Source organism: Kribbella sp. NPDC051952, assembly GCF_040680855.1.
Classification (GTDB): Bacteria; Actinomycetota; Actinomycetes; order Propionibacteriales; family Kribbellaceae; genus Kribbella.
This window is the reverse complement of record NZ_JBFAXQ010000027.1, coordinates 70,261-92,697: the sequence shown is the minus strand read 5'-3', so window position 1 is coordinate 92,697 and position 22,437 is coordinate 70,261. Positions and strand designations below refer to the sequence as shown.

22 protein-coding genes and 1 pseudogene are annotated in these 22,437 nt (G+C 67.0%); 9 read left to right on the top strand and 14 right to left on the bottom strand.

Translation table 11 applies throughout. The annotated features are described in order from the left end of the window. Nucleotides 1-306: pseudogene (locus AB0L70_RS34895) on the bottom strand (fasciclin domain-containing protein); the annotation flags it as partial. A 325-nt stretch (nucleotides 307-631) separates the two neighbouring features. Continuing rightward, complete coding sequence (locus AB0L70_RS34890; protein WP_363691080.1) at nucleotides 632-2,077, bottom strand: sulfatase-like hydrolase/transferase; 1,446 nt, start codon at nucleotides 2,075-2,077, stop codon at nucleotides 632-634. 105 nt (nucleotides 2,078-2,182) lie between these two features. On the opposite strand from AB0L70_RS34890, the gene AB0L70_RS34885 reads away from it, so the two are divergent. Next, the gene (locus AB0L70_RS34885; RefSeq protein WP_363691079.1) at nucleotides 2,183-2,914 is read left to right on the top strand and encodes a hypothetical protein; all 732 of its coding nucleotides are present in this window, start codon (nucleotides 2,183-2,185) and stop codon (nucleotides 2,912-2,914) included. Between the two features lie 76 nt (nucleotides 2,915-2,990). Here the strand turns inward: AB0L70_RS34885 and AB0L70_RS34880 are convergent, their stop codons facing one another. Next, nucleotides 2,991-4,424, bottom strand: coding sequence for a protein kinase (locus AB0L70_RS34880; protein WP_363691078.1), 1,434 nt, complete (start codon nucleotides 4,422-4,424; stop codon nucleotides 2,991-2,993). Between the two features lie 120 nt (nucleotides 4,425-4,544). Further along, nucleotides 4,545-4,754: a CDGSH iron-sulfur domain-containing protein gene (locus AB0L70_RS34875; protein ID WP_363691076.1), complete on the bottom strand. Its 210-nt coding sequence runs from the start codon at nucleotides 4,752-4,754 to the stop codon at nucleotides 4,545-4,547. Nucleotides 4,755-4,828: 74 nt separating this feature from the next. On the opposite strand from AB0L70_RS34875, the gene AB0L70_RS34870 reads away from it, so the two are divergent. Beyond that, the gene (locus tag AB0L70_RS34870) at nucleotides 4,829-5,797 is read left to right on the top strand and encodes an iron-containing redox enzyme family protein (RefSeq protein WP_363691075.1); all 969 of its coding nucleotides are present in this window, start codon (nucleotides 4,829-4,831) and stop codon (nucleotides 5,795-5,797) included. 7 nt (nucleotides 5,798-5,804) lie between these two features. Here AB0L70_RS34870 and AB0L70_RS34865 read toward each other — a convergent pair whose 3' ends face one another. Both AB0L70_RS34865 and AB0L70_RS34860 read right to left on the bottom strand, forming a co-directional pair. Continuing rightward, entirely contained in the window at nucleotides 5,805-6,473 is a 669-nt protein-coding gene (locus AB0L70_RS34865; RefSeq protein WP_363691074.1) for a GAF and ANTAR domain-containing protein, read from the bottom strand. A 186-nt stretch (nucleotides 6,474-6,659) separates the two neighbouring features. Then, nucleotides 6,660-6,833 carry a CsbD family protein gene (locus tag AB0L70_RS34860; protein WP_363691073.1) on the bottom strand — a complete coding sequence of 58 codons (174 nt, stop codon included), beginning with the start codon at nucleotides 6,831-6,833 and terminating at the stop codon, nucleotides 6,660-6,662. A gap of 253 nt (nucleotides 6,834-7,086) precedes the next feature. On the opposite strand from AB0L70_RS34860, the gene AB0L70_RS34855 reads away from it, so the two are divergent. Further along, on the top strand, nucleotides 7,087-7,524 hold the full coding sequence (locus tag AB0L70_RS34855; protein WP_363691072.1) for an SRPBCC family protein: 438 nt from the start codon (nucleotides 7,087-7,089) through the stop codon (nucleotides 7,522-7,524). A gap of 2 nt (nucleotides 7,525-7,526) precedes the next feature. On the opposite strand, the gene AB0L70_RS34850 is transcribed toward AB0L70_RS34855, so the two are convergent. After that, on the bottom strand, nucleotides 7,527-7,835 hold the full coding sequence (locus AB0L70_RS34850; RefSeq protein ID WP_363691071.1) for an NIPSNAP family protein: 309 nt from the start codon (nucleotides 7,833-7,835) through the stop codon (nucleotides 7,527-7,529). A 107-nt stretch (nucleotides 7,836-7,942) separates the two neighbouring features. Between AB0L70_RS34850 and AB0L70_RS34845 the strand changes: the two genes are divergently transcribed. The 3 genes from AB0L70_RS34845 (at nucleotide 7,943) to AB0L70_RS34835 (ending at nucleotide 10,448) form a co-directional block, all read left to right on the top strand. Further along, nucleotides 7,943-8,395, top strand: a complete 453-nt coding sequence (locus AB0L70_RS34845; RefSeq protein ID WP_363691070.1) for an SRPBCC family protein — start codon at nucleotides 7,943-7,945, stop codon at nucleotides 8,393-8,395. A gap of 157 nt (nucleotides 8,396-8,552) precedes the next feature. After that, the gene (locus AB0L70_RS34840) at nucleotides 8,553-8,987 is read left to right on the top strand and encodes a nitroreductase family deazaflavin-dependent oxidoreductase (protein ID WP_363691069.1); all 435 of its coding nucleotides are present in this window, start codon (nucleotides 8,553-8,555) and stop codon (nucleotides 8,985-8,987) included. A gap of 87 nt (nucleotides 8,988-9,074) precedes the next feature. Continuing rightward, nucleotides 9,075-10,448, top strand: coding sequence for an FAD-binding protein (locus tag AB0L70_RS34835; RefSeq protein WP_363691068.1), 1,374 nt, complete (start codon nucleotides 9,075-9,077; stop codon nucleotides 10,446-10,448). On the opposite strand, the gene AB0L70_RS34830 is transcribed toward AB0L70_RS34835, so the two are convergent. The 4 genes from AB0L70_RS34830 to AB0L70_RS34815 are packed head-to-tail and all read right to left on the bottom strand — an operon-like array spanning nucleotide 10,445 to nucleotide 16,086. Beyond that, nucleotides 10,445-13,165 carry a DUF4038 domain-containing protein gene (locus tag AB0L70_RS34830; RefSeq protein ID WP_363691067.1) on the bottom strand — a complete coding sequence of 907 codons (2,721 nt, stop codon included), beginning with the start codon at nucleotides 13,163-13,165 and terminating at the stop codon, nucleotides 10,445-10,447. The two genes, AB0L70_RS34835 and AB0L70_RS34830, sit on opposite strands and share 4 nt — an antisense overlap. 40 nt (nucleotides 13,166-13,205) lie before the next feature. Next, nucleotides 13,206-13,976: an ATP-binding cassette domain-containing protein gene (locus AB0L70_RS34825; protein WP_363691066.1), complete on the bottom strand. Its 771-nt coding sequence runs from the start codon at nucleotides 13,974-13,976 to the stop codon at nucleotides 13,206-13,208. Further along, a complete protein-coding gene (locus AB0L70_RS34820; protein WP_363691065.1) occupies nucleotides 13,973-15,004 on the bottom strand; it encodes an ABC transporter permease in 1,032 nt (343 codons plus the stop codon). The genes AB0L70_RS34825 and AB0L70_RS34820 overlap by 4 nt, the downstream gene beginning before the upstream one ends. Then, on the bottom strand, nucleotides 15,001-16,086 hold the full coding sequence (locus AB0L70_RS34815) for a sugar ABC transporter substrate-binding protein (RefSeq protein ID WP_363691064.1): 1,086 nt from the start codon (nucleotides 16,084-16,086) through the stop codon (nucleotides 15,001-15,003). Before AB0L70_RS34815 ends, AB0L70_RS34820 begins: the two co-directional genes overlap by 4 nt. Nucleotides 16,087-16,272: 186 nt before the next feature. On the opposite strand from AB0L70_RS34815, the gene AB0L70_RS34810 reads away from it, so the two are divergent. Together AB0L70_RS34810 and AB0L70_RS34805 are read left to right on the top strand one after the other, a co-directional pair. Next, on the top strand, nucleotides 16,273-17,400 hold the full coding sequence (locus AB0L70_RS34810) for a glycoside hydrolase family 99-like domain-containing protein (protein WP_363691063.1): 1,128 nt from the start codon (nucleotides 16,273-16,275) through the stop codon (nucleotides 17,398-17,400). Nucleotides 17,401-17,446: 46 nt separating this feature from the next. Continuing rightward, nucleotides 17,447-18,460, top strand: a complete 1,014-nt coding sequence (locus tag AB0L70_RS34805) for a LacI family DNA-binding transcriptional regulator (RefSeq protein WP_363691062.1) — start codon at nucleotides 17,447-17,449, stop codon at nucleotides 18,458-18,460. Here AB0L70_RS34805 and AB0L70_RS34800 read toward each other — a convergent pair. Together AB0L70_RS34800 and larA are read right to left on the bottom strand one after the other, a co-directional pair. Further along, a complete protein-coding gene (locus AB0L70_RS34800; RefSeq protein WP_363691061.1) occupies nucleotides 18,448-18,882 on the bottom strand; it encodes a ribonuclease H in 435 nt (144 codons plus the stop codon). The genes AB0L70_RS34805 and AB0L70_RS34800 overlap by 13 nt on opposite strands. Nucleotides 18,883-19,078: 196 nt before the next feature. Beyond that, nucleotides 19,079-20,344 (bottom strand): nickel-dependent lactate racemase, encoded by a 1,266-nt coding sequence (gene larA, locus AB0L70_RS34795; RefSeq protein ID WP_363691060.1) that lies wholly within the window; start codon nucleotides 20,342-20,344, stop codon nucleotides 19,079-19,081. Between the two features lie 92 nt (nucleotides 20,345-20,436). Here larA and AB0L70_RS34790 point away from each other — a divergent pair, with 92 nt between their 5' ends. Beyond that, nucleotides 20,437-21,219: a FadR/GntR family transcriptional regulator gene (locus AB0L70_RS34790; protein WP_363691059.1), complete on the top strand. Its 783-nt coding sequence runs from the start codon at nucleotides 20,437-20,439 to the stop codon at nucleotides 21,217-21,219. 2 nt (nucleotides 21,220-21,221) lie between these two features. Here the strand turns inward: AB0L70_RS34790 and AB0L70_RS34785 are convergent, their stop codons facing one another. Continuing rightward, nucleotides 21,222-22,400, bottom strand: a complete 1,179-nt coding sequence (locus AB0L70_RS34785; protein ID WP_363691058.1) for a mandelate racemase/muconate lactonizing enzyme family protein — start codon at nucleotides 22,398-22,400, stop codon at nucleotides 21,222-21,224. Nucleotides 22,401-22,437: the final 37 nt, after the last annotated feature.

The following is a 22,437-nucleotide window of genomic DNA, read 5'->3' as shown; positions in this document are numbered from 1 at the left end:
TGCCACGAGGGTCTTGAGCAGGGGGTTGCCGGAGGCGGCGGTGGCCAGCGGCGCGGCGGCCATGCCGTCGATCGAACCGGCACCCGACGGGTTCGCCTTCGCGTAGTCGGCGCACCCGGCACCCACCAGGCCCGAGGCGTTGTCCATCGAGGCCGACGCACTCGGCGTCTCAGCCGGCGCCGACGAGGACGTGCTGGTCGACGGGGAACCGCTCGACGTGTCGTCGTCACTGCCGCACGCAGCGGTCGCAAGGACGAGGGCCAGAGCAGAGGCGGCGACGCCCGCGCGGACAATCTTTCGTGACATGACGATCTCTTTCCGGATCGGATGACGTGAGCGGGACCGCCCACGACTGACATCACCGATTCGGACCCACGCCAGGCCCGGATGGGTCTCCCGGCAACGAAAATGCGTCTCGACAGGACGCAGCGGCTGCGCCTCGGAATACGACGCAGCCGCTGCCGCGAGCTGTTGCCTTCGAGGTTCGCGCCTGGTCTTCTCGACGACACCTGCTCGCATTGATGCCGTCGGGCGGTCAGCGCGCCCTCGGCACCATTCGAGGGGTCACCTGCGGGAGCCGACAGGTGTACCAGACGTTGTTCGGACCGCGGGGCTCTGCGGATAGGCGGCTTCAGAAGTCGTCGAGGCGGGGCTGGGTGCGGTCCTCGGTGGCGACCAGGACGTCGAGGAGCTGCTCCTGCAAACGTAGGCGGATCGGGGCGTGGTCGGATACGGCCCAGAGGTTGTTCAGTTCGTCCGGGTCGGTCGCCAGGTCGTACAGCTCGCCGGTGCGGTCGCGGTCGGTGGCCGGCAGGCCGTGATAGACGACGAGCTTCCAGTTTTCGGTGCGCAGCATGGTGGTGTGTACGGCGTCGTCGTACGGATGACCGCTGTTGCGGTACTCGCACAACGCCCAGCCTCGGGTGACCGCGTCCTGGTCGCCGCGGGCCAGTGGGAGGAGACTCGCCCCCTGTCCGCGGGGCAGCGGCGGGGCGCCGGTCGCATCCAGGATCGTGGGTGCGAGGTCGACCCATTGCACGAGCTCGGACCGGCGCTCCCCTGCCGGTAGTTGGCCGGGCCACCGGATGATCAGGGGCACCCGTACGGCGCAGTCGTACATCATCGGGCCCTTGAGCATGAGCTGGTGATCGCCGAGCATCTCACCGTGGTCGCTGGTGAAGATCACGATGGTGTTGTCCGCCAGGCCCTCGGCCTCGAGTGCCGCGAGGATCCGGCCGACCTCGTCGTCGACCAGGCTGACCATCGCCCAGTACGCCGCTTTGACCTGCTGCAGCTCGTCCGCGGAGTAGGACTGGTAGCCGCGGGCGTTTCCGGCGTACGACTCCTTGGACGCTTCGGTGAGGATCGGTGGCTTGTCGTCGAGCTCGCCGTCGCGCGTGATTGGTGGCGGGAGGTCTTCGGGGCGGTAGCGGTCGAGGTACTCCTGCGGTGCGCCGAAGCTGTGGTGGGGGTCGAAGAAGTTGGCGACGAAGCAGAACGGTTTCGAGCGGTCGCGCGACGTACGCAGGTAGTCGATCGTCTCGTTGCCGATCCATCTGCTGTAGTGCGCTTCTGTCGGGAGGTTGTCGAAGCCGGATCCTTGCAGGGCTTCGGCGTACCGGTCGGGGAAGGCTGTCTTGAGCCAGCGGTGGTATTGGTTCTCCGAAGAGCCGGGGTACGGGTCGTGCGCCCATCGGAACACCCGGAACCCGTCGTCGTGCCTGGGCTCCAGGCGGCCGTCCTTGCACGCCGACAGATGCAGCTTGCCGACGAGCCCGCAGTCGTAGCCGTCGTCGGCGAGTGTCTTGGTGAAGAACTGCTCGTGGCTGGGTAGCTGGACGCCGTTCGCCCATAATCCGTGCGCGTGCGGATAGCGCGAGGTCATCAACGAGGCTCGCGAGGGGGCGCACACCGGGTTCTGCACGTAGCAGTTCTCGAACAGTACGCCGTCGCCGGCCAGGCGATCCAGATTCGGCGTACGCACGAACTCGTTGCCGTACGCCCCCAACGCGTCGAAGCGCTGCTGATCCGTACAGATCAGCAACACATTCGGCCGTTCGGTGGTGGGAACACTCATGCGTGACGACTCCCTCGACGAAGTAGCGTTGGAGCATTGTGGGCCAGGCGTACTACGACCATGGTCCGATGGTCGTTGCCCGTGGTGCCGGGTGAGTATCGAAGCATGAACCCTGACGAGCAGAACAACCAGCAGTCGACCATCGTCCGCCGCAAGCCCCGGCGCTACGCCGCCTGGGCGGGAACCGCGGTGATCGCGGTCGCCGCGACCACCGGCATCGTCGCCGGCGGGACGGCCGCTTGGTCCGCAGTCACCACCGACGACAAGGGCGGCCAAACCACCCACCTCGAACCGGGCGACGACAAGGGCGGCCTCACCCCCCACGCCGAACCGGGCGACGACAAGGGTGGCCTCCGTACGCCGACCACCTCCAAGACAGCCGAACCGGGCGACGACAAGGGGGGCCTACGGACCCCCACGACCTCCAAGACAACCCAACCCCACGACGACAAGGGTGGCCTGCGCAAGCACGTCGAGCCCGGCGACGACAAGGGCGGCCTGCGCAAGCACGCCGAGCCCGGCGACGACAAGGGCGGCCTGCGCAAGCACGCCGAGCCTGGGGACGATAAGGGCGGCCTACGCAAGCACGCCGAGCCCGGCGACGATAAGGGCGGCCTGCGCAAGCACGCCGAGCCCGGGGACGACAAGGGCGGGCTACGTAAGCACGTGGAGCCGGGTGACGACAAGGGCGGCCAGCACGGGTCTAAGGACAGCTCGGGCTCCGGGAAGTCGGGCTCGGACGACTCGGGCTCCGGGAAGTCGGACTCTGGGAAGTCGGACTCTGGGAAGTCGGGCTCGGATGACTCGGGCTCGGATGATCGGGCCGGGCATCACTGATCGGGCGGTGGGACTTCGTCCTGATGGAGGAGGCCAGTCGGACCAACCGGCCGGCCTTCTCCGGCGTGATGCGGGGTTACTGCTTTGGTGGGGGTGGTGTGTCGCTGGGTTCGGTGCTTGGGGGCGGAGTGCTGGCCGGCGGCGTGCTGGACGAAGTTGTTGGGGTGCTTGACGAGGACGTGCTGGTCGAAGGCGTCTCTCGAGTCGGGACACTGGACTTGGTGTTGCTCGGCGGAGGCGCACTCGACGACGACGTCGTACCAGGCGAAGTCGCCGTAGGCGTGGGTGTGGATGCCTGGGTAGAGGTCGGAGCCGACGTGGTCGGGCTCGCCGGGTCCGTCGTGCGGGACTGGCTGGGGTTGGTGGTAGATGACGAGGTCTGCGTCGCACCCGGCGTACTGGAAGTCACACCGGTTTTAGGTCCGACATCAGTTGTCGGCGGCAACTTCTTGTCATTGTCGTTCAGCAGGACGACGGCCAGCACCGCACCTGCCGTCGCAAGGATCGCGATCCCCGCAGCCAACAGCACCATCCGCCGCGACCCGGCCGGCCTCTCCGCTACCGCGGACCCAACAGGCACCTCCGACACCTCGGACCCGACAGGCACCTCCGAGCCGACGGCCACCCCCGTTGCTCCAGAGCCAACGGGCAACTCCGATGCCTCGACGACGCCAACTGGAACGGTCGGGCCGACATCGCTGCCAACAGACGTGGCACGCAATGCGCCAGCCGCGATCTCAGCAGCGGTTGGCCGGTCGCCGGCGTCCTTGGCGAGCATCTGGAGCAGGACGCTCTCAAACACCCCACCCAGCTCAGGGCGGCTCACACTCGGCAGCTCAGGAGCTGTGTCGACATGTTGGTAAAGGATCGCTGCCGGATGCTCCGCCGTGAACGGCGGCTGCCCCGTGACCAGCTGATAAAGCACGCAACCCAGCGCATACACATCCGCCGGCTTGCCGGACTGGCCGCCTCTGGCTCGCTCAGGCGCAAGATAGTGGGTGCTGCCGATAATCTGCCCCGTCGCCGTCAACGTGCTCGCACCATCGCCAGGAAGGTGCGCGATCCCGAAGTCCGCGACCTTGACGGTCCCATCCTCGGTCACCAGCAGATTGCCCGGCTTCACATCACGATGTACGACGTCCTCACGATGGGCTGCGGCCAGCCCCGCGGCGGCCTGTTCGACGATGTCGATCGCCCGGTCCTTCGACAGCGACCCGTGCTCGGCCAGCTCGTCGCCGACCGTGCGGCCTTCGACCAGCTCCATCACCAGGAAGAAGCCATCGCCATGAGGGCCGAAGTCGTACACAGAGACGACATGCGGATCGTTCAGCCGCGCGGCCGCCCGCGCTTCGCGGTGAAACCGCTCTGCCGCCCTCGCATCGTGATCGGTCGGCAGCAGCACCTTGACCGCGACGGATCGCCCCAGTTGTTCATCGGTGGCACGGAACACCTCTCCCATGCCGCCCCGCCCGATGAACGAACCCAATCTGTACCGCCTAGCTACCAGCATTCCGACACCCGTACCCACCGACCCCCCGAACGAACCCGGCCAACGATAACCGGTCGCCCCAACTCAGCAGCGCGGCAGCTCGTCCAACGACCTGAGATCGGCGCGGACAGAGCGCAAACCTCAGGCCTTCGGGCGCTTCCGGACGCGGGTGTGCGTGCCGTCGCAGAGGGGCTTGAGGGCGGAGTGGCCGCAGCGGCAGAGGGCGATCGTACGGCGCTCGGCCGGCAGCGGCTCGCCGTTCTCGTCCTGGAGCTCGAAGTCGCCGCGCACCAGCAGTGGACCGTCCGGGTACGCGCGGATCACGACCGCTGCCTCCTCTGAATCGCTCATGCCGCTGCGGTACCCGCCCTCAACCGGTTTGGCTTCGGGTACCGACGACTCGAACCAGGGAGGGAGTACCCGCAATGCAATTACCACCCGCACGGGGGCCGTTGAGCGGCTGGATCATTGGCCGGCTCAAGGGGGACGCGAACGGACCGGCGCCACAGGTCGCCGTACGCGGCCCGATTCACGCCGACGAGGACTTTCAGCTGGCGCTGTGGTGCTGCAACGAGCTCAGCTATCGCGGATTCGACGAGTCACCGGCCGATGCCGAATGGGATCCCCAGATCCTTGCCTTTCGCAGGGAGCTGGAGCAGCCGTGGACTCAATGGCTCGAGGCGACGTTCCGGCACGAGCCCGGTACCGCACCGGTAGCGACGCAGTTGCGCGAAGTGATCGAAGCCGACGACGGACCACCGCTGGCCGGCCAGCTGCACCGGCACGCCGATCTGGATCAGTTCCGCCAGTTCGTCATGAACCGATCGATCTACCAGCTCAAGGAAGCCGATCCGCACAGTTTCGGCATCCCGCGCCTCGACGGCCCGGCCAAGGCCGCGCTCGTCGAGATCCAGTCCGACGAGTACGGCGGGGGCCGGCCGGAGCGGATGCACTCCGAACTCTTCCGCGTCACCATGCGCTGGCTCGGACTCGACGACTCGTACGGGTACTACGTCCCGCAGGTGCCGGCCGTCACGCTCGCGCTGTCCAACCTGATGTCGCTGTTCGCCCTGCACAGCCGCTGGACCGGCGCCCTGATCGGCCACCTCGCCGCGCTCGAGATGACATCTACGCTGCCCAACCGCCGGTACGCCGCGGGCGCCCTTCGACTCGGCGCGACAGCCGACGCGGCCCGGTATTTCACCGAGCACGTCGAGGCTGACGCCGTACACGAGCAGATCGCGGCCCACGACCTGTGTGGCAGCTACACGACTCAGCACCCCGAGTCCACCGCCGACGTACTCTTCGGCGCCACGGCCTGCCTGGGGCTCGACAACCTCTTCGCCGACCACCTCCTCAGCGCCTGGAGCCAACCGGCAGCCCTCAGAGCCTGATCGGTAGCTAGGGCTGCTTCGGTAGCCGGCGGGTGCTGATCAGCTGGTTCGCGACGTCGCGGAGCTTGGTGTTGGTGTCTTGGGAGTACCGGCGCAGGATCGCGAAGGCGCGGTCACTGTCGATGTCGTAGCGCTCCATCAGGATGCCCATCGCCTGGCCGACCAGCTTCCGGGCGTCGACGGCGGCAGTGAGGCTGGCCTCCTTGCGGGCGGTCGCGACGGCAATCGAGGCGTGTCTGGCCAGGATGTGCGCGATCGCCTCGTCGTCGACCCCGAACGCGTCCCGGGTCACGCTGTACAGGCCTAGTACGCCGACAGTCCCGGCGCCGGTCGTCAGCGGGACATCCAGCACGCTCCGGACTCCGAGCGAGAGCACCTTGGCCGACCAGTCCGGCCAGCGGCCGTCCGTGGCGGTGTCGCGAACCACCAGCGTGCTGTGCTGGCGCATCGACTCGACCAACGGCCCCTGGCCGCCTTCCATCTGCCACCGGTAGATCTCACCAACCACCGGATCCGTCACCGCCGGCACCTCCGGTCGCCCCCGCGTGGCCAGCGCGACCCCGGCGTGCGAACAGCTCAAGGCCTGCAGCGCGAACTCCACCACGGTCTGCACCGTCTCCTCGACCCCTGCGGACTCATGCAGCTCCACCGCCAAGCGGGCGAACACATCCGCCACCGCTCCACTGTCCGATGAATGCGCAGGTCCCTCCCCAGCCACCCTCTGATCATCAAGCTCCACGCTCTTCATCATGCCCATCCACACCGGACCACACCAACAGCTCGCGTGTGGCGCGATCGGCCAGGTCCACCCGCTCCGCAACAGAGCGGATCCCCACTCCGGGGAGTGGGGATCCGTGTGAGGTCAGTCCTTGAAGGCGTCCTTGACCTTCTCGCCGGCCTGCTTCAGGTCGGCCTTCGACTTCTCGGCCTGGCCTTCGGCCTGCAGGTCACGATCGTCGGTCGCGTCCCCGGCCTTCTCCTTGAGCTTGCCCTTCGCCGACTCGGCGGCGTTCTTCATCTTGTCTTCGGAATTCATCGACCTGTCTCCGATCCTCGAGATCCGTCGCAGGTGGACAGACCGTCCGTGCACGGACGGGACCACCCCCCAGACGGCGATACTTCCAACGGCGCTCGTCGTAGTCGTAGTACGTATCCACGCCACCCACAGTGATCACAACCGCCTCCAGCAGCGCGATCCGCAGGACCCGCCCACTGTTGGACGGCACCTACCCGGTACCCCACCTCAGGCCGCCGACACGTGCTGGTTGGCCGGTGGGTACTGGTCCGGTATGAGTCAGAACGAACGGCTGATCGATGCTTCCGTGGAGGACGTCTTCGGGGTACTCACGGACGGGTGGAGTTACGCGTCGTGGGTCGTTGGGGCCTCGCGGATCCGGGCTGTCGAGAAGGGGTGGCCGGAGCCCGGGCACAGCATCCACCACTCGGTCGGCGCCTGGCCGCTGCTCCTGCACGACTCCACCACCGTCGAGCAGTACGAGCCGCTGCGCTTCCTCCGGCTGACGGTCCGCGCCTGGCCGACCGGCGAAGGCATCGTCGAGTTCGAGGCAACCGACCAGAACGGCCGTTGTCACCTCACCATGCGCGAACACACCGCGAAGGGCCCGGCGACGCTGATTCCGGACGCCATCGTCGACCCGATCCTGCACGTCCGAAACACAGAGACGCTGCGGCGCCTGGCCTTCCTGGCCGAACGCCGTAGAACCTAGCCCTAGCCCCGGTCGAGGGGGCGGAAGAAGCTGCGGTCGTACCGGAGCACGCAGTGGCTCTCGTCGCGAATCTTGTCTGCGGCAACGAAATCCGGATCCACCCCGAAGAGCGCGCGATACTCCTCGTACGCCGCCAGACTCGGGAAACTGAACAACGCGAGGGCCCGGTCACTGGAGCCCTCCGCCGGCAGGTAGTAGCCGTGATGGGTGCCCCCATGCCGCTCGACCAGCTCGATCCACCGCCGGCCGAACTCTTCGAACGCCTCGATCTTCCCCGGATCGATGACGTAGTCGACGACACACGTGATCATCTCGCTCCTCCTCGTACGCCGGTCCCTGTTTATCTCCCGCCGAGCGGGACACCGGGCGACTGTATCGGCATCGGATGGAGCTCCGTCACGACCGAAGGGAGTATTTGGTGGCACACCATGAAGCGTCGACGACGGTGGATGTTGCACCGAACCTCGTGTTCGAGTACTTGTCCGATCTCGACAACCTTCCGGCGTACATGCCGCGGCTGAGCGACGTACATCGGATCGAGCCCCGGCCGGCCGAAGCACAGGGCGCGGAGGCACGCCTCCCCAAGGAGCCAGTGCACGAGGACGTCGAGGTGACGGCGGAGGTGCCGTCCGGACGCGAGGTGCACAGTGACGCGTGGATCGAGGTCGTCGAGGAGAACCGTACCCTGCGGTGGGGCGCGCCCGGTGAGCACGACTACCACGGTGAGCTCGACGTCGATTTCGTTGCCGACGGCACCTCCCGGCTGACCGTACGCCTCGACACCGCACACGCCACCGGCCAAGACATCGACAACGCCCTGGAAAAGGCCCTCGACGGCATCAAAGCCGCCCTCGAAGGAAGCACCCGATGACGGTCAAGGACGAGCGGGACGACTGAGCTGGATAAGAAACCAAGGGCCACTACAAGTTTCCGTACGGCGATCACGCCTGAGGCTCAGGCGACGGGAGCTGTGATGGGCACGTCGCGTCGGGTGGTGTTGGTGATGCGTCACCAGTATGCTGGGTGACATGTCAACCGAAGCTGAATATGCACCCAGTCCGATGTCGTTCGTCGCGGACATGGTGGAGAAGATCGAGCAGGCCGGCACGACCACTGTCATCGACCACGGCAAAGGCGTCGTCCTCCTGACCATGCGCGGCGCCAAGTCCGGCAAGATCCGCAAGGTTCCGTTGATGCGCGTCGAGCACGACGGCGAGTACGCCGTAGTCGCATCGCTCGGCGGTGCCCCCAAACACCCCGTCTGGTACTACAACCTGAAGGCCGACCCGAAGATCCAGCTGCAGGACGGCGACGTCACCAGCGAGTTCATCGCCCGCGAACTCGACGGCGAAGAGCGTGAGCTGTGGTGGGACCGCTCCGTCGAGGCCTGGCCCGACTACGCGAACTACCAGACCAAGACCGACCGAATCCTCCCGGTCTTCGTCCTCGAGCCGGCCAAGTAACGGGTGACGCGAGCGCGATCGAGCACGTAAGTTGGGTCCTGCGGCGCTGTGGCGAGACGACTTTCCTGACTTCGAGGAGGCATCTCGATGGAGAGAACACCACCGCCGCTCGATGGTGAGCTTCGATTCGACGAGCTGACGTGCGCGGAGCATTCTGACGACTTCGGGCACATCCTGCGTCACGTCCCGGAGGCCGTCCTGCTGCCCGGGTCCGCCGACGACGTGGCCCGGGCCATCCGGTGGGCCGCGCAGCGGGGCCGCAAGTTCGCCGCGCAGGGTGCGCGCCACGCGACGTTCGGCCGCTCACTGGTCGCCGGTGGGATCGTCGCCGATATGTCCACGCTCGGGTCGATCGGGGTCGTCGAGGACGACCGGGTGGTCGTCGGTGCCGGTGCGAGGTGGAGCGACGTACTCCGGGCAACGGTGGCACAAGGAAAGACTCCACCGGTACTGACCGAGTACCTCGACCTGTCGGTCGCCGGCACGCTGATCGTCGGCGGTGTCGGCGGCACGACCTCGGCGTACGGCGTACAGAGCGACAACGTACTCGCGATGGACGTCGTGACCGGCGAAGGAACGACACTCAGCTGCTCGGCAACCGAGAACGTCGAGCTGTTCGACATGGTTCGCGCCGGGCTTGGTCAGGTGGGCGTGATCGTGACCGCGACGCTCAAGCTCGTCGCGGCGCCGGAGTCGGTACGCCGGTTCCAACTGGTCTACCCGGACCTGGCCACGCTGTTGCGCGACGAGCGTCTGCTGTCCGGCGACGAGAGGTTCGACGCGGTGCAAGGGGCGATCGCGGCGGCGCCAGGCGGTGGGATCGCCTACCGGCTGGACGTGGTCAAGTACTTCGACGGCGATCCGCCGGACGACACCGTCCTGCTCGCTGACCTGTCTGACGATCCGAACCAGCGCCAGCCCACGACGCTCGGGTACTTCGACTACGCCAACCGATTCGCCGCACTCGAAACTGCGCTGCGGGCGAACGGACAATGGTTCTTCCCGCACCCGTGGCTGATGACCTTCGTCGGCGACTCCCGGATCGAATCCGTCGTCACCGCCGAACTGCAGTCGATGAACCCGGCAACCGATCTCGGCCCGTTCGGTCAGCTCACGATCTCCCCCATCCGCAGGTCGGCGATCTCCAGTCCGCTGCTACGGATACCGTCCGACGACCTCTGCTACGCGTTCAACTTCGTTCGGATGCCGGCGACCAGCGACGCCGAGGAAGTGCAGCGGCTCGTTGCTGCCAACAGGACGGCGTACGGACGGATCAAGGCTGCGGGCGGCACGCTGTACCCGGTCAGCGCATTCCCACTCTCCCAGCACGAGTGGCGCGACCACTTCGGCCCGGCCTTTGATCAACTTGACGCCGCGAAACGCCAGTACGACCCCTACGCCATCCTCAACCCCGGCTACGACCTCTTCGAGCAGCTGAGGCCGCAGCCAGCGGTGGGCTAGCGGTTGTAGATGGACAGTTCGTAGACGATCGGGGCGTTGTCCTTGCCGGCTTGGTAGAGGAGGCGGGCTTTGGTTCCGGTGACGTCGGGGAAGGTGAGGGTGGTGGTTTCGCCTTGTTGGCCGAAGCCGCCGGTGCCGGTGTAGGCGGGTTGCCAGCTGGTGCCGTCCCAGTACTCGATGCGATAAGCGGTGGTGCGGTTGCCGTATTCGGACACGGCGACCGTGTTGAAGGTCGTGGGCTGACCGAAGTCGACGGCTAGCCACTCGCCGGACCAGCAGCCGTTGCAGGCTTGCCAGTTGGTGTCGGGCTTGTCGTCGAAGGCGTTGGCCGCGACCTGCTGGCTGTCCCAGGTCGAGCTGGCCGAGTACGTTCCGCCGACGGTGAGGTCGGGGGCGTCGGTGCGGGGGTGGCGATACAGCCCGAGTTCGGTGATCGCGATCGGTGCGGCCGGATTCTGTGTGATCACGAGGCGGACCTTCGTGGTGGAGACGCGCGGGAACGTCACCACGGTCCCCTGACCGACCGGACCGATCCGGTCCGAGCCGGAGGCCGCTGTCCGCCACGCCGAGCCGTCCCAGTAGTCCACGCGGTACGCCGACGCCCGGCCGGACCCCGTCATGATCACAGTGTCCAGCCCGCGACTGCTCGGAAAACTGCTCTCCAACCAGGCCTCACCACCCTGCGGACGCCAGCTGGTACTTCGGTTGCGGTCAGCAACATTCGCCGCCGTACCCGAGCTAGCGGCAACGGTCCCGCCAAGGTCCTCCAACTGCTGGTGGAAGGTCACCGCGAGAGGTGTGCTGGTCTGGTGTGATCGAGTCGCGACGGCGCGCAGCCGCACATCCATCGGATCGGCGATCTGCACCGGCCCGTTCACGACCGCGCTCGAGGAAGTCGGCGTACTGCCGTCCGTCGTGTAGTGGATATCGGCCCGCGCAGTCGACGAAGTGAGGGTGACCGACTGAGCCCCGGCGTACGAACCACCCGGCGGATCGGCGACCGGTTGGCGCGGTGCGTTCCCGATCGGCCCGCCGCGCTTCACCGTCAGCACCCAGTCCTCGGCGCTCGGACGCTCGGGCAGCATCAAGTTCCCACCAGGCGCCTCCAGCCTGCCGACCGGCGTACGGCGACCGGTCCGCGGGTTGAACCACTCTCCGGAGTAGTAGCGATCCGGATCCAGCTTCCGGATGGTCCCCGTCGTCTTCCCAGCACCGGTGAAGAGCGCGACGTACGACGAATTCCCGTCGCTGGCGAGCAGGTTGTCACCACCGGAACCGAAGTCCGACCACGCGGGGTCGCCGAAGCGAGGCGTCAACTTCCACCAATCCATGCCGCGGAAGAACCGAGCGCCCAAGGTCAACTGATTCGCCGTCTCGCGGTTCGCCCCGGTGAACCACCACTGATACCTAGCCGGCAGCTCGTAGTCGGTGCCCGCGTCGAGCGGCTCGCCAGGCGCGGAGTACACGTCGTTCCACAGCCCCGACACGCCATACCCATACCCGCGAAGCCCCAGCAGATAAGCCTTGTAAAGCGCACTCAACGCATGCCGGCCGTCCGTCCAGAAGTCCTCGTACGGCGTCTCATACGCCAGGCTCGGTTTACCGGAAGCCCAATAGTCGGCGGCCAATCCCAGGTTCCAACCGTCTGTGTACTGCAACTGCGCCGCGAACCCGTCATGCCACGGCTCACCCGCGAACCGCGAGTTCTTGACGGCGGTCTGATCCGTGTTCTCCTGATGCGGCATCAACGGCTGGTCGTACGAATCGGCCGCGTCGAGCGCCTCGATCGCTGCCGTCCACGGCGCCATCGCATCGCCGGCGTAGACGCCGTAGAAGTCGTTGTCGATCTCCTGCGCAACCGTCCAGATCACCGGATACGCGCCGTACCGGGCGTCCCAGTACCGCGCGACGGAGGCCATGTAGGCAGGCGTCATCACCGCCGGGAAGTCGTGCGCCTGGGCGACCCACGAGACCATCGCGTTCGCGTGCACGAGTCCGGCGTCCGCGATGTAGCCGAACTTCTTGTCCATCTCCGCGAATCCGGCCAGGTCGTCACTCGACAGCCCGTTGGTGAGATCCGCCTTGGGCTCCTCGTCCGGCCGCTCATGGACTCCCCCGTGCGGCTGCCAGATCGGTTCGGACTGGTAGACGGTGAAGCCCTGGTCGACCCGCTTGTCCACGACGTACTTGAACTGCGACTCGACCCCCGGCGCGTTCGAGCTGTCGAACCGCTCGTGCGGCAGGATCCAGTGCGTGTCGCCAAGGTAGAAGAACGGCGTACCGTCCGCGTGCTCGAGGTAGTGACCGTCGGCGCTCGGCCGAAGAAACCCGTGCTGGTAGATGTCGAGGTTCCCGCGATACGGCACGGCACGGACGGACGCGGTCACCCCGTTGAGCCCGGCATCGGCGGCGTTGGTCGCCGACGTCCGCATCGTCCACGCACCGACGGCCGGCGGCGCAAAGCGGACCTTCCAGGTCGACCCGCCGTCCCAGAAGGCCGGTCGCGTGATCACCTGCCCACGCGGCCCGCGGAACGACGCAGTCACCTGCACCTCCCCGAACGGATCGGCGTACGACGCTGTCGAGGTCAGCGCGATCTCCTGCGAGCGCCACGTCTCGACCGTGTACGACGCCGGCCGGGCGCCGGACGTTGATGCGGACGTGGACGCCGTCGCGGATCCGGGGCCGAGGGCAACAGCACCGAAGGAAAGGGTCACAAGGCAAGCTAACAGCCGGACGAGGATGCGCGAGCGCATGTCAGATCCCTTCCAGAACGTCGGAAACGGGGGCGTCGCCGTACACGATCAGCTTCACGATCTCCTCGACCGTGCTGTCGGCGCGACGCCGGATGCCGGCCACCCGGCCCAGGTGCATGACCATGATCCGGTCGGCGGTCTGCCAGACCTGCTGCAGGTTGTGGCTGATCAGGATGACCGCCTTGCCCGCGTCCCGCAGGTCGCGGACGAGCCGCAGCACGCGCTCAGATTCCTGTACGCCGAGAGCCGCGGTCGGCTCGTCCATGATCACAACATCTGCACCGCCGATCAGCACCCGCGCGATCGCGACAGCCTGCCGCTGCCCACCGGACAACAGATAGACCGGGACCCGGACAGACGGGAGCTGGATCGTAAGCCCGGACAGGATCCGCTCCGCCTCCCGATAGATCCGGCGCCGGTCGACGAACGGACCACGCCGGAACTCCCGGCCCAGAAAGAGATTCGCAGCCACGTCCCGGGTATCGACCAACGCCAGATCCTGGTAGACCGTTGCGATCCCGGCCGCGGCAGCGTCGGCCGGCTTGCCGAACGACACTTCGTTGCCCCGAACCCGCAATCGCCCCTCGGTCAGGTCGTACACCCCGGAGAGGATCTTGATCAGCGTGCTCTTCCCGGCACCGTTGTCGCCGAGGACAGCGAGCACCTCGCCAGGATGCAGGTCGAATGACACGTCCTGCAACGCCCGGACGTGTCCGAACAGTTTGCCGACGCCGTCCGCACTCAGCAACGGTGCGGTGGATGTCTCGCTCATCGGGCCCTCCGCCGTTCGCCGATCGCACCGAGGACAACGGCGAGCACGAACACCGCGCCGCGGGCGAGTTGCTGGTAATACGAACTGACCGACAGCAGCGTCAGCCCGTTGTTGAGTACGCCGATCACCAGGACCCCGGCGAGAGTGCGCTGGATCCGCCCCGACCCGCCGCCCAGTCCGATCCCACCGAGCAGGACAGCCGTGAGTACGTCGAACTCCGCGCCGTTCGCGTAGTTGGGTCCACCACTGCTGGACGTCCCGGTGGTGATGATGCCGCCGATGGCCGCGAGTACGCCGGTCGTGACGAACACTCCGGCGTACAACCACTTCGTCCGGATGCCGGCGCGGAGCGCGGCGCTCGGATTGCCGCCGACACCGTAGATGTGCCAGCCGATCGGGGTGAACGTCAGAACCACCCAGCTGAGCACGAAGACGATCACCAGGATCCACACCGTCGTCGGTACGCCGAGCGGCCGCAACTGCAGGAAATCAGGGAGGGCCAGGTTGGTCAGCGGCTTGGTCTGACCGCCCGTGCTGATCAGCGCGACGCCGCGCAGAACGATGCCCATGGCAAGCGTCGCGATGATCGAGTTGATGCCGACACCGACCACGAGCAGGCTGTTCGCCACTCCGATCCCGACACCCACGGCCAACCCGAGCAGCACCGCCGGCGGCGTACTCCACCCGAGGCTCTCTATCGCCAGTGACACGACGACACTCGTCAGCGCGATGTTCGCGCCGACCGTGAGATCGAGCTGACCGGCGATCAGCGCGATCGTCATACCCGCGGCCAGTACGCCGGTGACGGCCACGGCGGCGCCCACGTTGAGCAGGTTGCGCTGGGTCAGGAAGTACGGCGAGGCCTGGGAGAAGTAGACGACCAGCACGATCAGGGCCACGTAGATGCCGAGGTCGAGCAGCCGATCGGAAACCCGGTGGCGGCCGGCCCGGCCGGACTCCGGGGCAGGAGCCGGCCGGATCCACCGGCGTGGATCGAGGACGCCGAGCAGGCCGGTGTCTGCCGTCATTTGGTCTTGTCCTCCGGGTAGAACTGGTCGACGTTCGCCGCGGTAAGCACCCGCCCGACGGTGAACTTGTCGAACGGCTTGCCCATCGCGGTGGCGATCGCGGCCTCGACCCAGTTCCAGCCCTCGGCGTACGGCTGGTAGTCGATCGCACCCACCAGGATCCCGGCGTTGCTCTGGTCCCGCAGTGCCAGCCGGGCCGCGCTGTCGCCACCGTTGCTCACGGCAAGGATGTCGCCGTCCCGGTTGGCCGCCTTGGCCGCGTTGATCGCGCCGACGACCGGCTCGTCGCCGTACGAGACGATCAGTACGGCGTTGTCCGGGTGCGCGGTGAGGAAGTCGTTGAAGGTCGATCCGGCCGAGCTGGTCGGGTCCTGTCCTTGTGGGGTCAGCATCGTCGTGTTCGCGGCCGGGATCCCCAACGCGGACTCGGCGCGCGTGAACGCGGCCTTCACCCGGGCGTCGCACGGTCCGCAGTTGGGCGACGTCAGACCGGCCACCAGGACCTTCTTGCCCTTCCACGCCCCGCTGATCTTCGCCTTGGCGGCGTCCGCCATCGTGTCGACGGCCAGCGTCCCGACCTGCTGGTCGTCGACGCCGAAGGTCGGTACGTCCTTGAACGACCCGTCGATCATGACCAGCTTCACGTCGTCCTGCTTGGCCTGGTTGTACGTCGCGTCGTTCATCGGCTGCGATCCGACGACGTCCGGCATCTTCACGGCCAGTTGCTTGTACTGGTCCAGCTGGGTGTCGTACTTGAAGTTCAGGTCGGCCTGGTCGAGATCGACGCCGTAGAACTTGGCCGCGTCCTTCATCCCGTCCGACCAGGTGGCGAAGTACGGATAGCTGAGGCCGGGATTCAGGAACGCGAACCGGTACTTCTTCGGCAGGGTCTTGGGGACTGCGAACAGCGGTTTGACCTTGTAGGTCCCGGTGGCGGACGCGACGTCCGCCGGGGAGTAGGTGGCCGCGGACGCCGTCGTACCGGCGGAGTCCGCTTCTGGCTTGTCGCCCGCCGAGCAGCCGGTCACGACAAGCGACGCGGCGAAGGCGCAGAGGACCAACTGGGTACGTCGCGGGCGCATGAGCTCTCCTTGGAAGCTGGAGCAGGTGTTGAAATGTTTCAACACCCGGATCGTAGGGACGACCCTGATAGCCGTCAAGGCTTCACTGCAAGGGATGTCCGATCCCGGACAGCCGTCCTGGACACTTCGCGACGACCCGGCCTAGGCTGCTGTTTGAAATATTTCAAGCATTCAGGAGTGTGATCGATGGAGCGGCCGAAGGTCCTCGCCTACTACTTCCCCGGGTGGCACCGCGATCCCCGCAACGCGCGGTGGTTCGGTGCGGACTGGGACGAGTGGCGACTGCTGAGCTCCGCGACACCCCGGTTCGAAGGACACCGGCAACCGCGAGTGCCGTTGCAGGGACACTTCGACGAGTCCGCGGCCGAGGCGGCCGAGGCCCAGATCGATCTCGCCCGTGAGTACGGCGTCGACGGCTTCCTGGTCGACTACTACTGGTACGACGACGGCCCTTACCTGCAAGGCGCTCTGGACGAAGGCCTGCTGTCCGCGGCGAACAGCGACGACGTGGAGTTCGCGCTGATGTGGGCGAACCACGAGCTGCTCGACATCTTCCCGCACGGTGACGGACCACCCCGGCAGCTCAAACGAGGTGCCATCGATCGCGCGGCGTTCGAGAAGATGGGTCGTCACGTCATCGACAACTACTTCTCCCGGCCGAACTACCTCACCGTCGACGGCAAGCCGTGGTTCTCGATCTACGAGCTCGGCAATCTGATCATCGGACTCGGCGGGGTCGAGGCCGCGGTCGACGCGTTGCGCTGGTTCGACCAGGAGGCACAGCGCGCCGGCCTGCCCGGCATCCATTTCGACGCGGTCATCTGGGGCATCGGCGTACTGCCGGCGGCCATCACCGTGGAGGATCCGCGGCAGCTGATCCGCGAGCTCGGGTTCAGTACGGCGACGTCGTACGTCTGGGTGCATCACGCCGACGCGGGCAGGTTCGACTTCCCGGTCGCCGACATCGCGGCGCTGCGGGAGGCGGCGTTCGAGGAGTACGAGAAGTACGCCGCGGAGCTCGACGTACCGTTCTATCCGAACGTGACTGTGGGCTGGGATGCGTCACCGCGCACCGACCAGTCGCTGCCCTTCGATCGTGGCGGGTATCCGTGGACCCCGGTCTGGGATCCGACCCCGGAGGAGTTCCGGGACGGACTGCTGGCGGCGAAGGAGTTCCTCGAGCGGCATCGGCCGCCGCACCCGATCGTCACCATCAACGCGTGGAACGAGTGGACCGAGGGATCGTCGCTGCTGCCCGACACCCATCACCGGTACGGGTTCCTGGAGGCGATCCGGGACGTCTTCGGTCGCTAGTGCGCACTAGGATGAGCGTTGCAGAGGGCCGACGTTCGGGGTGGTAGTGGCGAAGAATGTGACGATCAAGGACGTGGCCGCGCTGGCCGGCGTCTCGCTCGGCACTGTGTCGAACTACATCAACGGCACCAGGACGGTCGCCGCGGACACCCGGGCCCGGATCGAGCGGGCGATCGAGGTCACCCGCTTCGTACCGAACCGCGCCGTGCGGACCCTGCGCGGGAATCGCACCCACACCGTCGGGCTACTGGTGCCGGACGCGGGCAACCCGTTCTTCACCGAGATCGCCCGGGGTGTCGAGGACCTGGCCCGCGGCCGCGGCGACGTCCTCGTCTACTGCGACACCGCGGGCGACTCCGAGCGGCAGGCGCTGTACATCCGCAGCCTCGCCGAGATGCGCGTGGGCGGCCTGATCATCTCCGCGACCGCCTCGATGCCACCGGATCTCGGCGATCTCGAAGCCGTCGGTACGCCGATCGTCGTGGTCGGCGGCGAGGGGATGGCGATGAGTACGTCGCGGGTCACGTTCGACCAGCGACTCGGCGGCATGCTCGCGATGAAGCACGTCCTCGAACTCGGTCATCGGCAGGTCCTGTTCGCCGGTGGACCGGGCGGTGAGCTCGTGATCCAGGCACGCTACGAAGGTGCGCTGGCCGCCATCGATGCGCTGGGCAACGACCGTGCGGTGCTGCACCGGGTCGACGCCGCCGGCCGCAGTGTGCGGGAGCGCAGTAAGCTGGCCGACGAGATCATGGCGATGCGGCCTCGACCGACCGCCGTCCTGTGTGGAAACGACCTGATCGCGATCGCGATCGTCAACACGCTCGTGCGGACCGGCCGGGCGGTTCCCGGCGACCTCGCGATCGTCGGGTACGACGACATCACCGACGCGCAGCTGGCCGTCGTACCGCTGACGACCGTACGGCAACCGGCGTACCAGATCGGGGCTTCGGCCGCGGAGCTGCTCTTCGAGCGGGCCGACGACCCGGCCGGTCCGCATCGCGAGATCAGCTTCGCGCCGGAGCTGATCGTCCGCGACTCGTCGGGTCAGTCGGTGTAGCAGGCGGCGACGGCCAACTCGTCCACGAAGTCGTTCATCTCGTGGCCGGAGTGGCCCTTCACCCATTGGAAGGCGACGTCGCCGCGGTCGGTCACCAGTTCCACCAACGGCTCCCAGAGATCCCGGTTGGCCACCGGCTTCTTGGCCGAGGTGAGCCAGCCGCGCTCGAGCCACCCCGCGTGCCAACGGTCGCGGAAACAGTTGACGACGTACGTCGAATCCGACACGACCAGCAGTGGACCGTCGTTGGCCCGAACGGCCTCGAGCGCGGCCCGGATCTCCATCCGCTGATTCGTGGACGGCGCCTCATGACCGGAGTCGAACACGGTCTTCGACAGCGCCCAGGCCCAACCACCAGGTCCAGGATTGCCGGAACACGCGCCGTCGGTGAACACCGACCGAGCACCAACAGGAACAGTCATGTCAGCCGGCCGAGGCCGGCGAATACGAGTCAAAGCCATCAGACCCAAACCCTACCGCGCCACTCTTTCCCACCCGACGGCACCTTCAGGTGGAGGCTAGTAAGGCCGACTCGACCTACAGCTTTGCCGGTGTGCTGTTCGAGCTCTATCGGGACAGACCGTCAACGCCACACCCAGCCGCGCGCACGGCACTACCTCACGTGACGTAGGGGATTGTTTGGGGGCCTTCGGGGAGGATGCAAAGGCGGGCATCGGGGCCGGCTGCGGCGAGTGAGTCGGCGACGGTGGCTGAGATGTCGGCTGTTTGTTCCAGGTGCACCGCGGCCAGCTCGGCGTCGGTGAGGGTCGCGGTGTGCATGACGACCCGGCTGGTCGATTGGATGCGGGCCTGAATCTGCACCTGCCACTGGTCAGGGGTGGTTTCAACGCGCCGGCTGATCTGATCGAGGAGCGTCTGCGGAGATCCCGAGCTCAGGACCGACCGATACGACCCGTGATCGGGGAAACCGTCACGACACTCGGCCGCGCAGATGATCGTGCCACCGGGGCGAATGATCTGATGCGCGGCCGACATCCCCTTGACCGACTGGTAAAGGTTCTGATCGAGCGGGTATCCCGAGTTCGTCGTGACCACCACGTCGAACGGACTCGCCACCGGACGCATGGCGATCTCCTTGGCCGCAGCGCAGGCGGCGGCATGCATCGGCAGGAGGTCACCCCCGAACGCGGCGACGATGTCCTTGTCCCGATTGAGTACGACGTCCAGAGCGAACGTCACGCCGGTCGCTTCCGCGATCACCCGGACATCATCATGCACCGGGTTTCCGTGCGTCACTCCCCACGTCGCCTTGGGACTGCCGATCCTGGCCGCGTCGTGCAGAACCAGGACGGTGTCGAGGCCGGCCAACCCTGGGGCAACGAGCTTCGGTCCGCCGGAGAATCCAGCGAAGAAGTGCGGTTCGACGAACCCGGTGGTGATCCGGATATCCGCATCCACCCATTGGCGGTTCAGCCAGACCGGTACGCCGTCACCATGGACACCGAGCCAGGCCAGCTGATCCCGATCGCGTCCGTCGTGGTTGACGATCCGCACCGTGTCGACGACCTCGTCACCGAACATCTCACGCAACTCCGCGTCGCTGTTGCCGCGATGAGTACCGGTCGCGACCAGCACCACGACATCAGCGAGGTCGATCACGCCGTCGAGTTCCGCGAGTACGGCCGGAATCATCAGCTCCCTCGGCTGCGGCCGGGTGCCGTCGCAAGCAGAGATCGCCACCGTCTGGCCGCGTCGAACGCGATCGCGCAACGGTGGCCCGGCAACAGGCTCACGAAGCGCCCGCCGCAGCACCCCAACGTGATCGGCAACCGCCTGATGGCGAACCGGCTCGACCACAGTCGTCCGCGCGGAGTCCACCTCGATAGCCAGTCCAGAATCCCCGTACGCCAACCGCACTCTCACTCGATCCAGCTCCCTGACGAGTCGTGACGACGTCGGCAGGTCGCGGACGTCTCTCCGCCGACCGCGACGTGACCGACGATAAGATCATACGTATGGCGAATGACTCGAGTCAGGCAACGCGTCTGATCCCACGACGTCTCCCCGCGGGCCGCTTGGGCGTCGCAGTCGTTGCCGAACTCGTCGACCTCATCGTCACCGGTCGGCTGGCGGAGGGCGACCTGCTGCCTCCGGAGGGACCGCTGAGCGAGCACTTCGGCGTGAGCCGCACCGTGTTGCGTGAGTCGGTGAAGCGGCTCGAGGAGAAGGGTCTGGTGACCGTCTCGCAGGGCCGCGGTACGCAAGTGCGGGCGCCGGGTTACTGGAACATGCTGGACCCGGTGGTGCTGTCGGCCCTGATCGACAACGACGAGAGTCTCGGCGTACTCGATGAGCTGACGGTCGTGCGGGCGAGCCTCGAGGCGGCGATGGCAGGAGCGGTGGCCGGATCTCACAGCGCGGAGGAGCTCCGGCGCCTGGAGAACGCGTTGACCACCATGCGAGAGAGCGAGTCGGAGACAGACTCGTTCCGGCAGGCGGATGTGGTCTTCCACTACGCAGTCATGGAGATCTCCGGCAACCGGCTGGCGGAGAACATCGCCAAGCAGGTCTACAAACGCGCCGTGGAATCCAGCCGCTATCAAGGCATCAACCCGCCGGACGCAGTCGCGATGACGCTCGCCGAACACGAGGCGATCGTCAAGGCCATCGCGCGCAACGACGTCAACGCCGCGGAGAAGTCGATGCATGACCACATCCGCGGATCATGGGAACGTCGCCGGCTGGTCGACCCCGCTCCCCGACCACGCAAGCGAGCGCCGCGTCGTAAGAAGAAGTAGACCTAGGCCGGCCTCAGCGGTGCGGTGGGATCGTCGATCACGTCCGGTTCGGCCACGAGTCGCAGCGCGGCGCGCCCGGGCCGGACGTGGGGTCCGGTCGATGCCGAGGCAGGCGCCACGGAGTCGAGTGGTGACAGCTGGGACTCGTCCAGCAGGATGCCGATACCTGGTCGGTCGCCCAGAATGATCCCTCCGTCGTCGAACTGCTGGTCGACATCGAGGCCGACCGGGAAATGAAGATCCTGGACCTCGTAGGTCAGGAGGTTCGGCACCGCGGCGGCCGCGTGCGCGATCGGGTTCGCGTTGTACGCAACGGGGCTCACCGGCAGGTCGTGCCCGTGCGCCAGGATCGCCACCCGCAGGAAATGGGTGATCCCCCACACGTTGCCCACCTGGACGATGTCGAGAGCGTTGGCGTCGAGCAGCGGACGGTACTGCTCGAGCCCGGTCAGGTTCTCGCCGCTCGCGATCGCCGCACGAACCTTCCCGCGTAATGCGGCCATCCCGGCGGCATCCCACCGACGCAACGGCTCCTCCACCCAGGTCAGGTCCATCCGCTCCTCGATGGCCGCCACGTATCGGGCGGCCTGGGCCTGGTTCCACGACTCGTTGGCGTCGAACATGAGCGCGGGCCGGCGCGCGTTGCGGCTGAGCACCTCGCGCATGATCTCCAGTCGAGGCAGGTCACGGTCGAGGTCGCGGCCGCCCTTGAGCTTGCCCGCCTTGAACCCGCGATCCGCGAACCGCCCGTAGAGCTCGGCGAGTTCCTCGTCGGCCAGGCCGAACTCGAGGCCCGACGCGTAGGCAGGGACGAAGCGTTCGCGCGCCCCGAGGGTCCGCCACAGCGGCTCGCCGGCCGCCTTGGCCTTGATGTCCCACAGGGCCATGTCGATGGCCCCGATCGTGCCGAACGTGGAGCCGGCATGGCCTGCTTTGAACACCCGGTCGAGCATCCGGTCGTACAGGGCCACGACTGACCGCGGATCCTCACCGTCGATGGCGGGAAAGACGCGCTCCACTTCACCGTGCGCGCCGAGGCCCACCCCTTCGATGCCGATGTCCGTCTCGATGACGAGGATCGGCACCGGCGTGGTCTCGCCGCTCAGCACGCCATTGACGTCCCCGATGCGCCTCCCCCAGTCGTGGACAGTGCTCAGACTGCGATACCCAGTGATCTTCATCTGTCGCTCTCCTCAGCGCCGGGGCCCGGCAAACATA

Coding starts and splice junctions, on each gene's coding strand:
- AB0L70_RS34890 (WP_363691080.1), bottom strand. CDS start 2,077: ATGAGTGTTCCCACCACCGAACGGCCGAATGTGTTGCTGATCTGTACG.
- AB0L70_RS34880 (WP_363691078.1), bottom strand. CDS start 4,424: ATGCTGGTAGCTAGGCGGTACAGATTGGGTTCGTTCATCGGGCGGGGC.
- AB0L70_RS34860 (WP_363691073.1), bottom strand. CDS start 6,833: ATGAATTCCGAAGACAAGATGAAGAACGCCGCCGAGTCGGCGAAGGGC.
- AB0L70_RS34810 (WP_363691063.1), top strand. CDS start 16,273: ATGGAGCGGCCGAAGGTCCTCGCCTACTACTTCCCCGGGTGGCACCGC.
- AB0L70_RS34850 (WP_363691071.1), bottom strand. CDS start 7,835: ATGATCACGTGTGTCGTCGACTACGTCATCGATCCGGGGAAGATCGAG.
- AB0L70_RS34785 (WP_363691058.1), bottom strand. CDS start 22,400: ATGAAGATCACTGGGTATCGCAGTCTGAGCACTGTCCACGACTGGGGG.
- AB0L70_RS34790 (WP_363691059.1), top strand. CDS start 20,437: ATGGCGAATGACTCGAGTCAGGCAACGCGTCTGATCCCACGACGTCTC.
- AB0L70_RS34885 (WP_363691079.1), top strand. CDS start 2,183: ATGAACCCTGACGAGCAGAACAACCAGCAGTCGACCATCGTCCGCCGC.
- AB0L70_RS34840 (WP_363691069.1), top strand. CDS start 8,553: ATGTCAACCGAAGCTGAATATGCACCCAGTCCGATGTCGTTCGTCGCG.
- AB0L70_RS34875 (WP_363691076.1), bottom strand. CDS start 4,754: ATGAGCGATTCAGAGGAGGCAGCGGTCGTGATCCGCGCGTACCCGGAC.
- AB0L70_RS34800 (WP_363691061.1), bottom strand. CDS start 18,882: ATGACTGTTCCTGTTGGTGCTCGGTCGGTGTTCACCGACGGCGCGTGT.
- AB0L70_RS34835 (WP_363691068.1), top strand. CDS start 9,075: ATGGAGAGAACACCACCGCCGCTCGATGGTGAGCTTCGATTCGACGAG.
- AB0L70_RS34855 (WP_363691072.1), top strand. CDS start 7,087: ATGAGTCAGAACGAACGGCTGATCGATGCTTCCGTGGAGGACGTCTTC.
- AB0L70_RS34825 (WP_363691066.1), bottom strand. CDS start 13,976: ATGAGCGAGACATCCACCGCACCGTTGCTGAGTGCGGACGGCGTCGGC.
- AB0L70_RS34820 (WP_363691065.1), bottom strand. CDS start 15,004: ATGACGGCAGACACCGGCCTGCTCGGCGTCCTCGATCCACGCCGGTGG.
- AB0L70_RS34815 (WP_363691064.1), bottom strand. CDS start 16,086: ATGCGCCCGCGACGTACCCAGTTGGTCCTCTGCGCCTTCGCCGCGTCG.
- AB0L70_RS34870 (WP_363691075.1), top strand. CDS start 4,829: ATGCAATTACCACCCGCACGGGGGCCGTTGAGCGGCTGGATCATTGGC.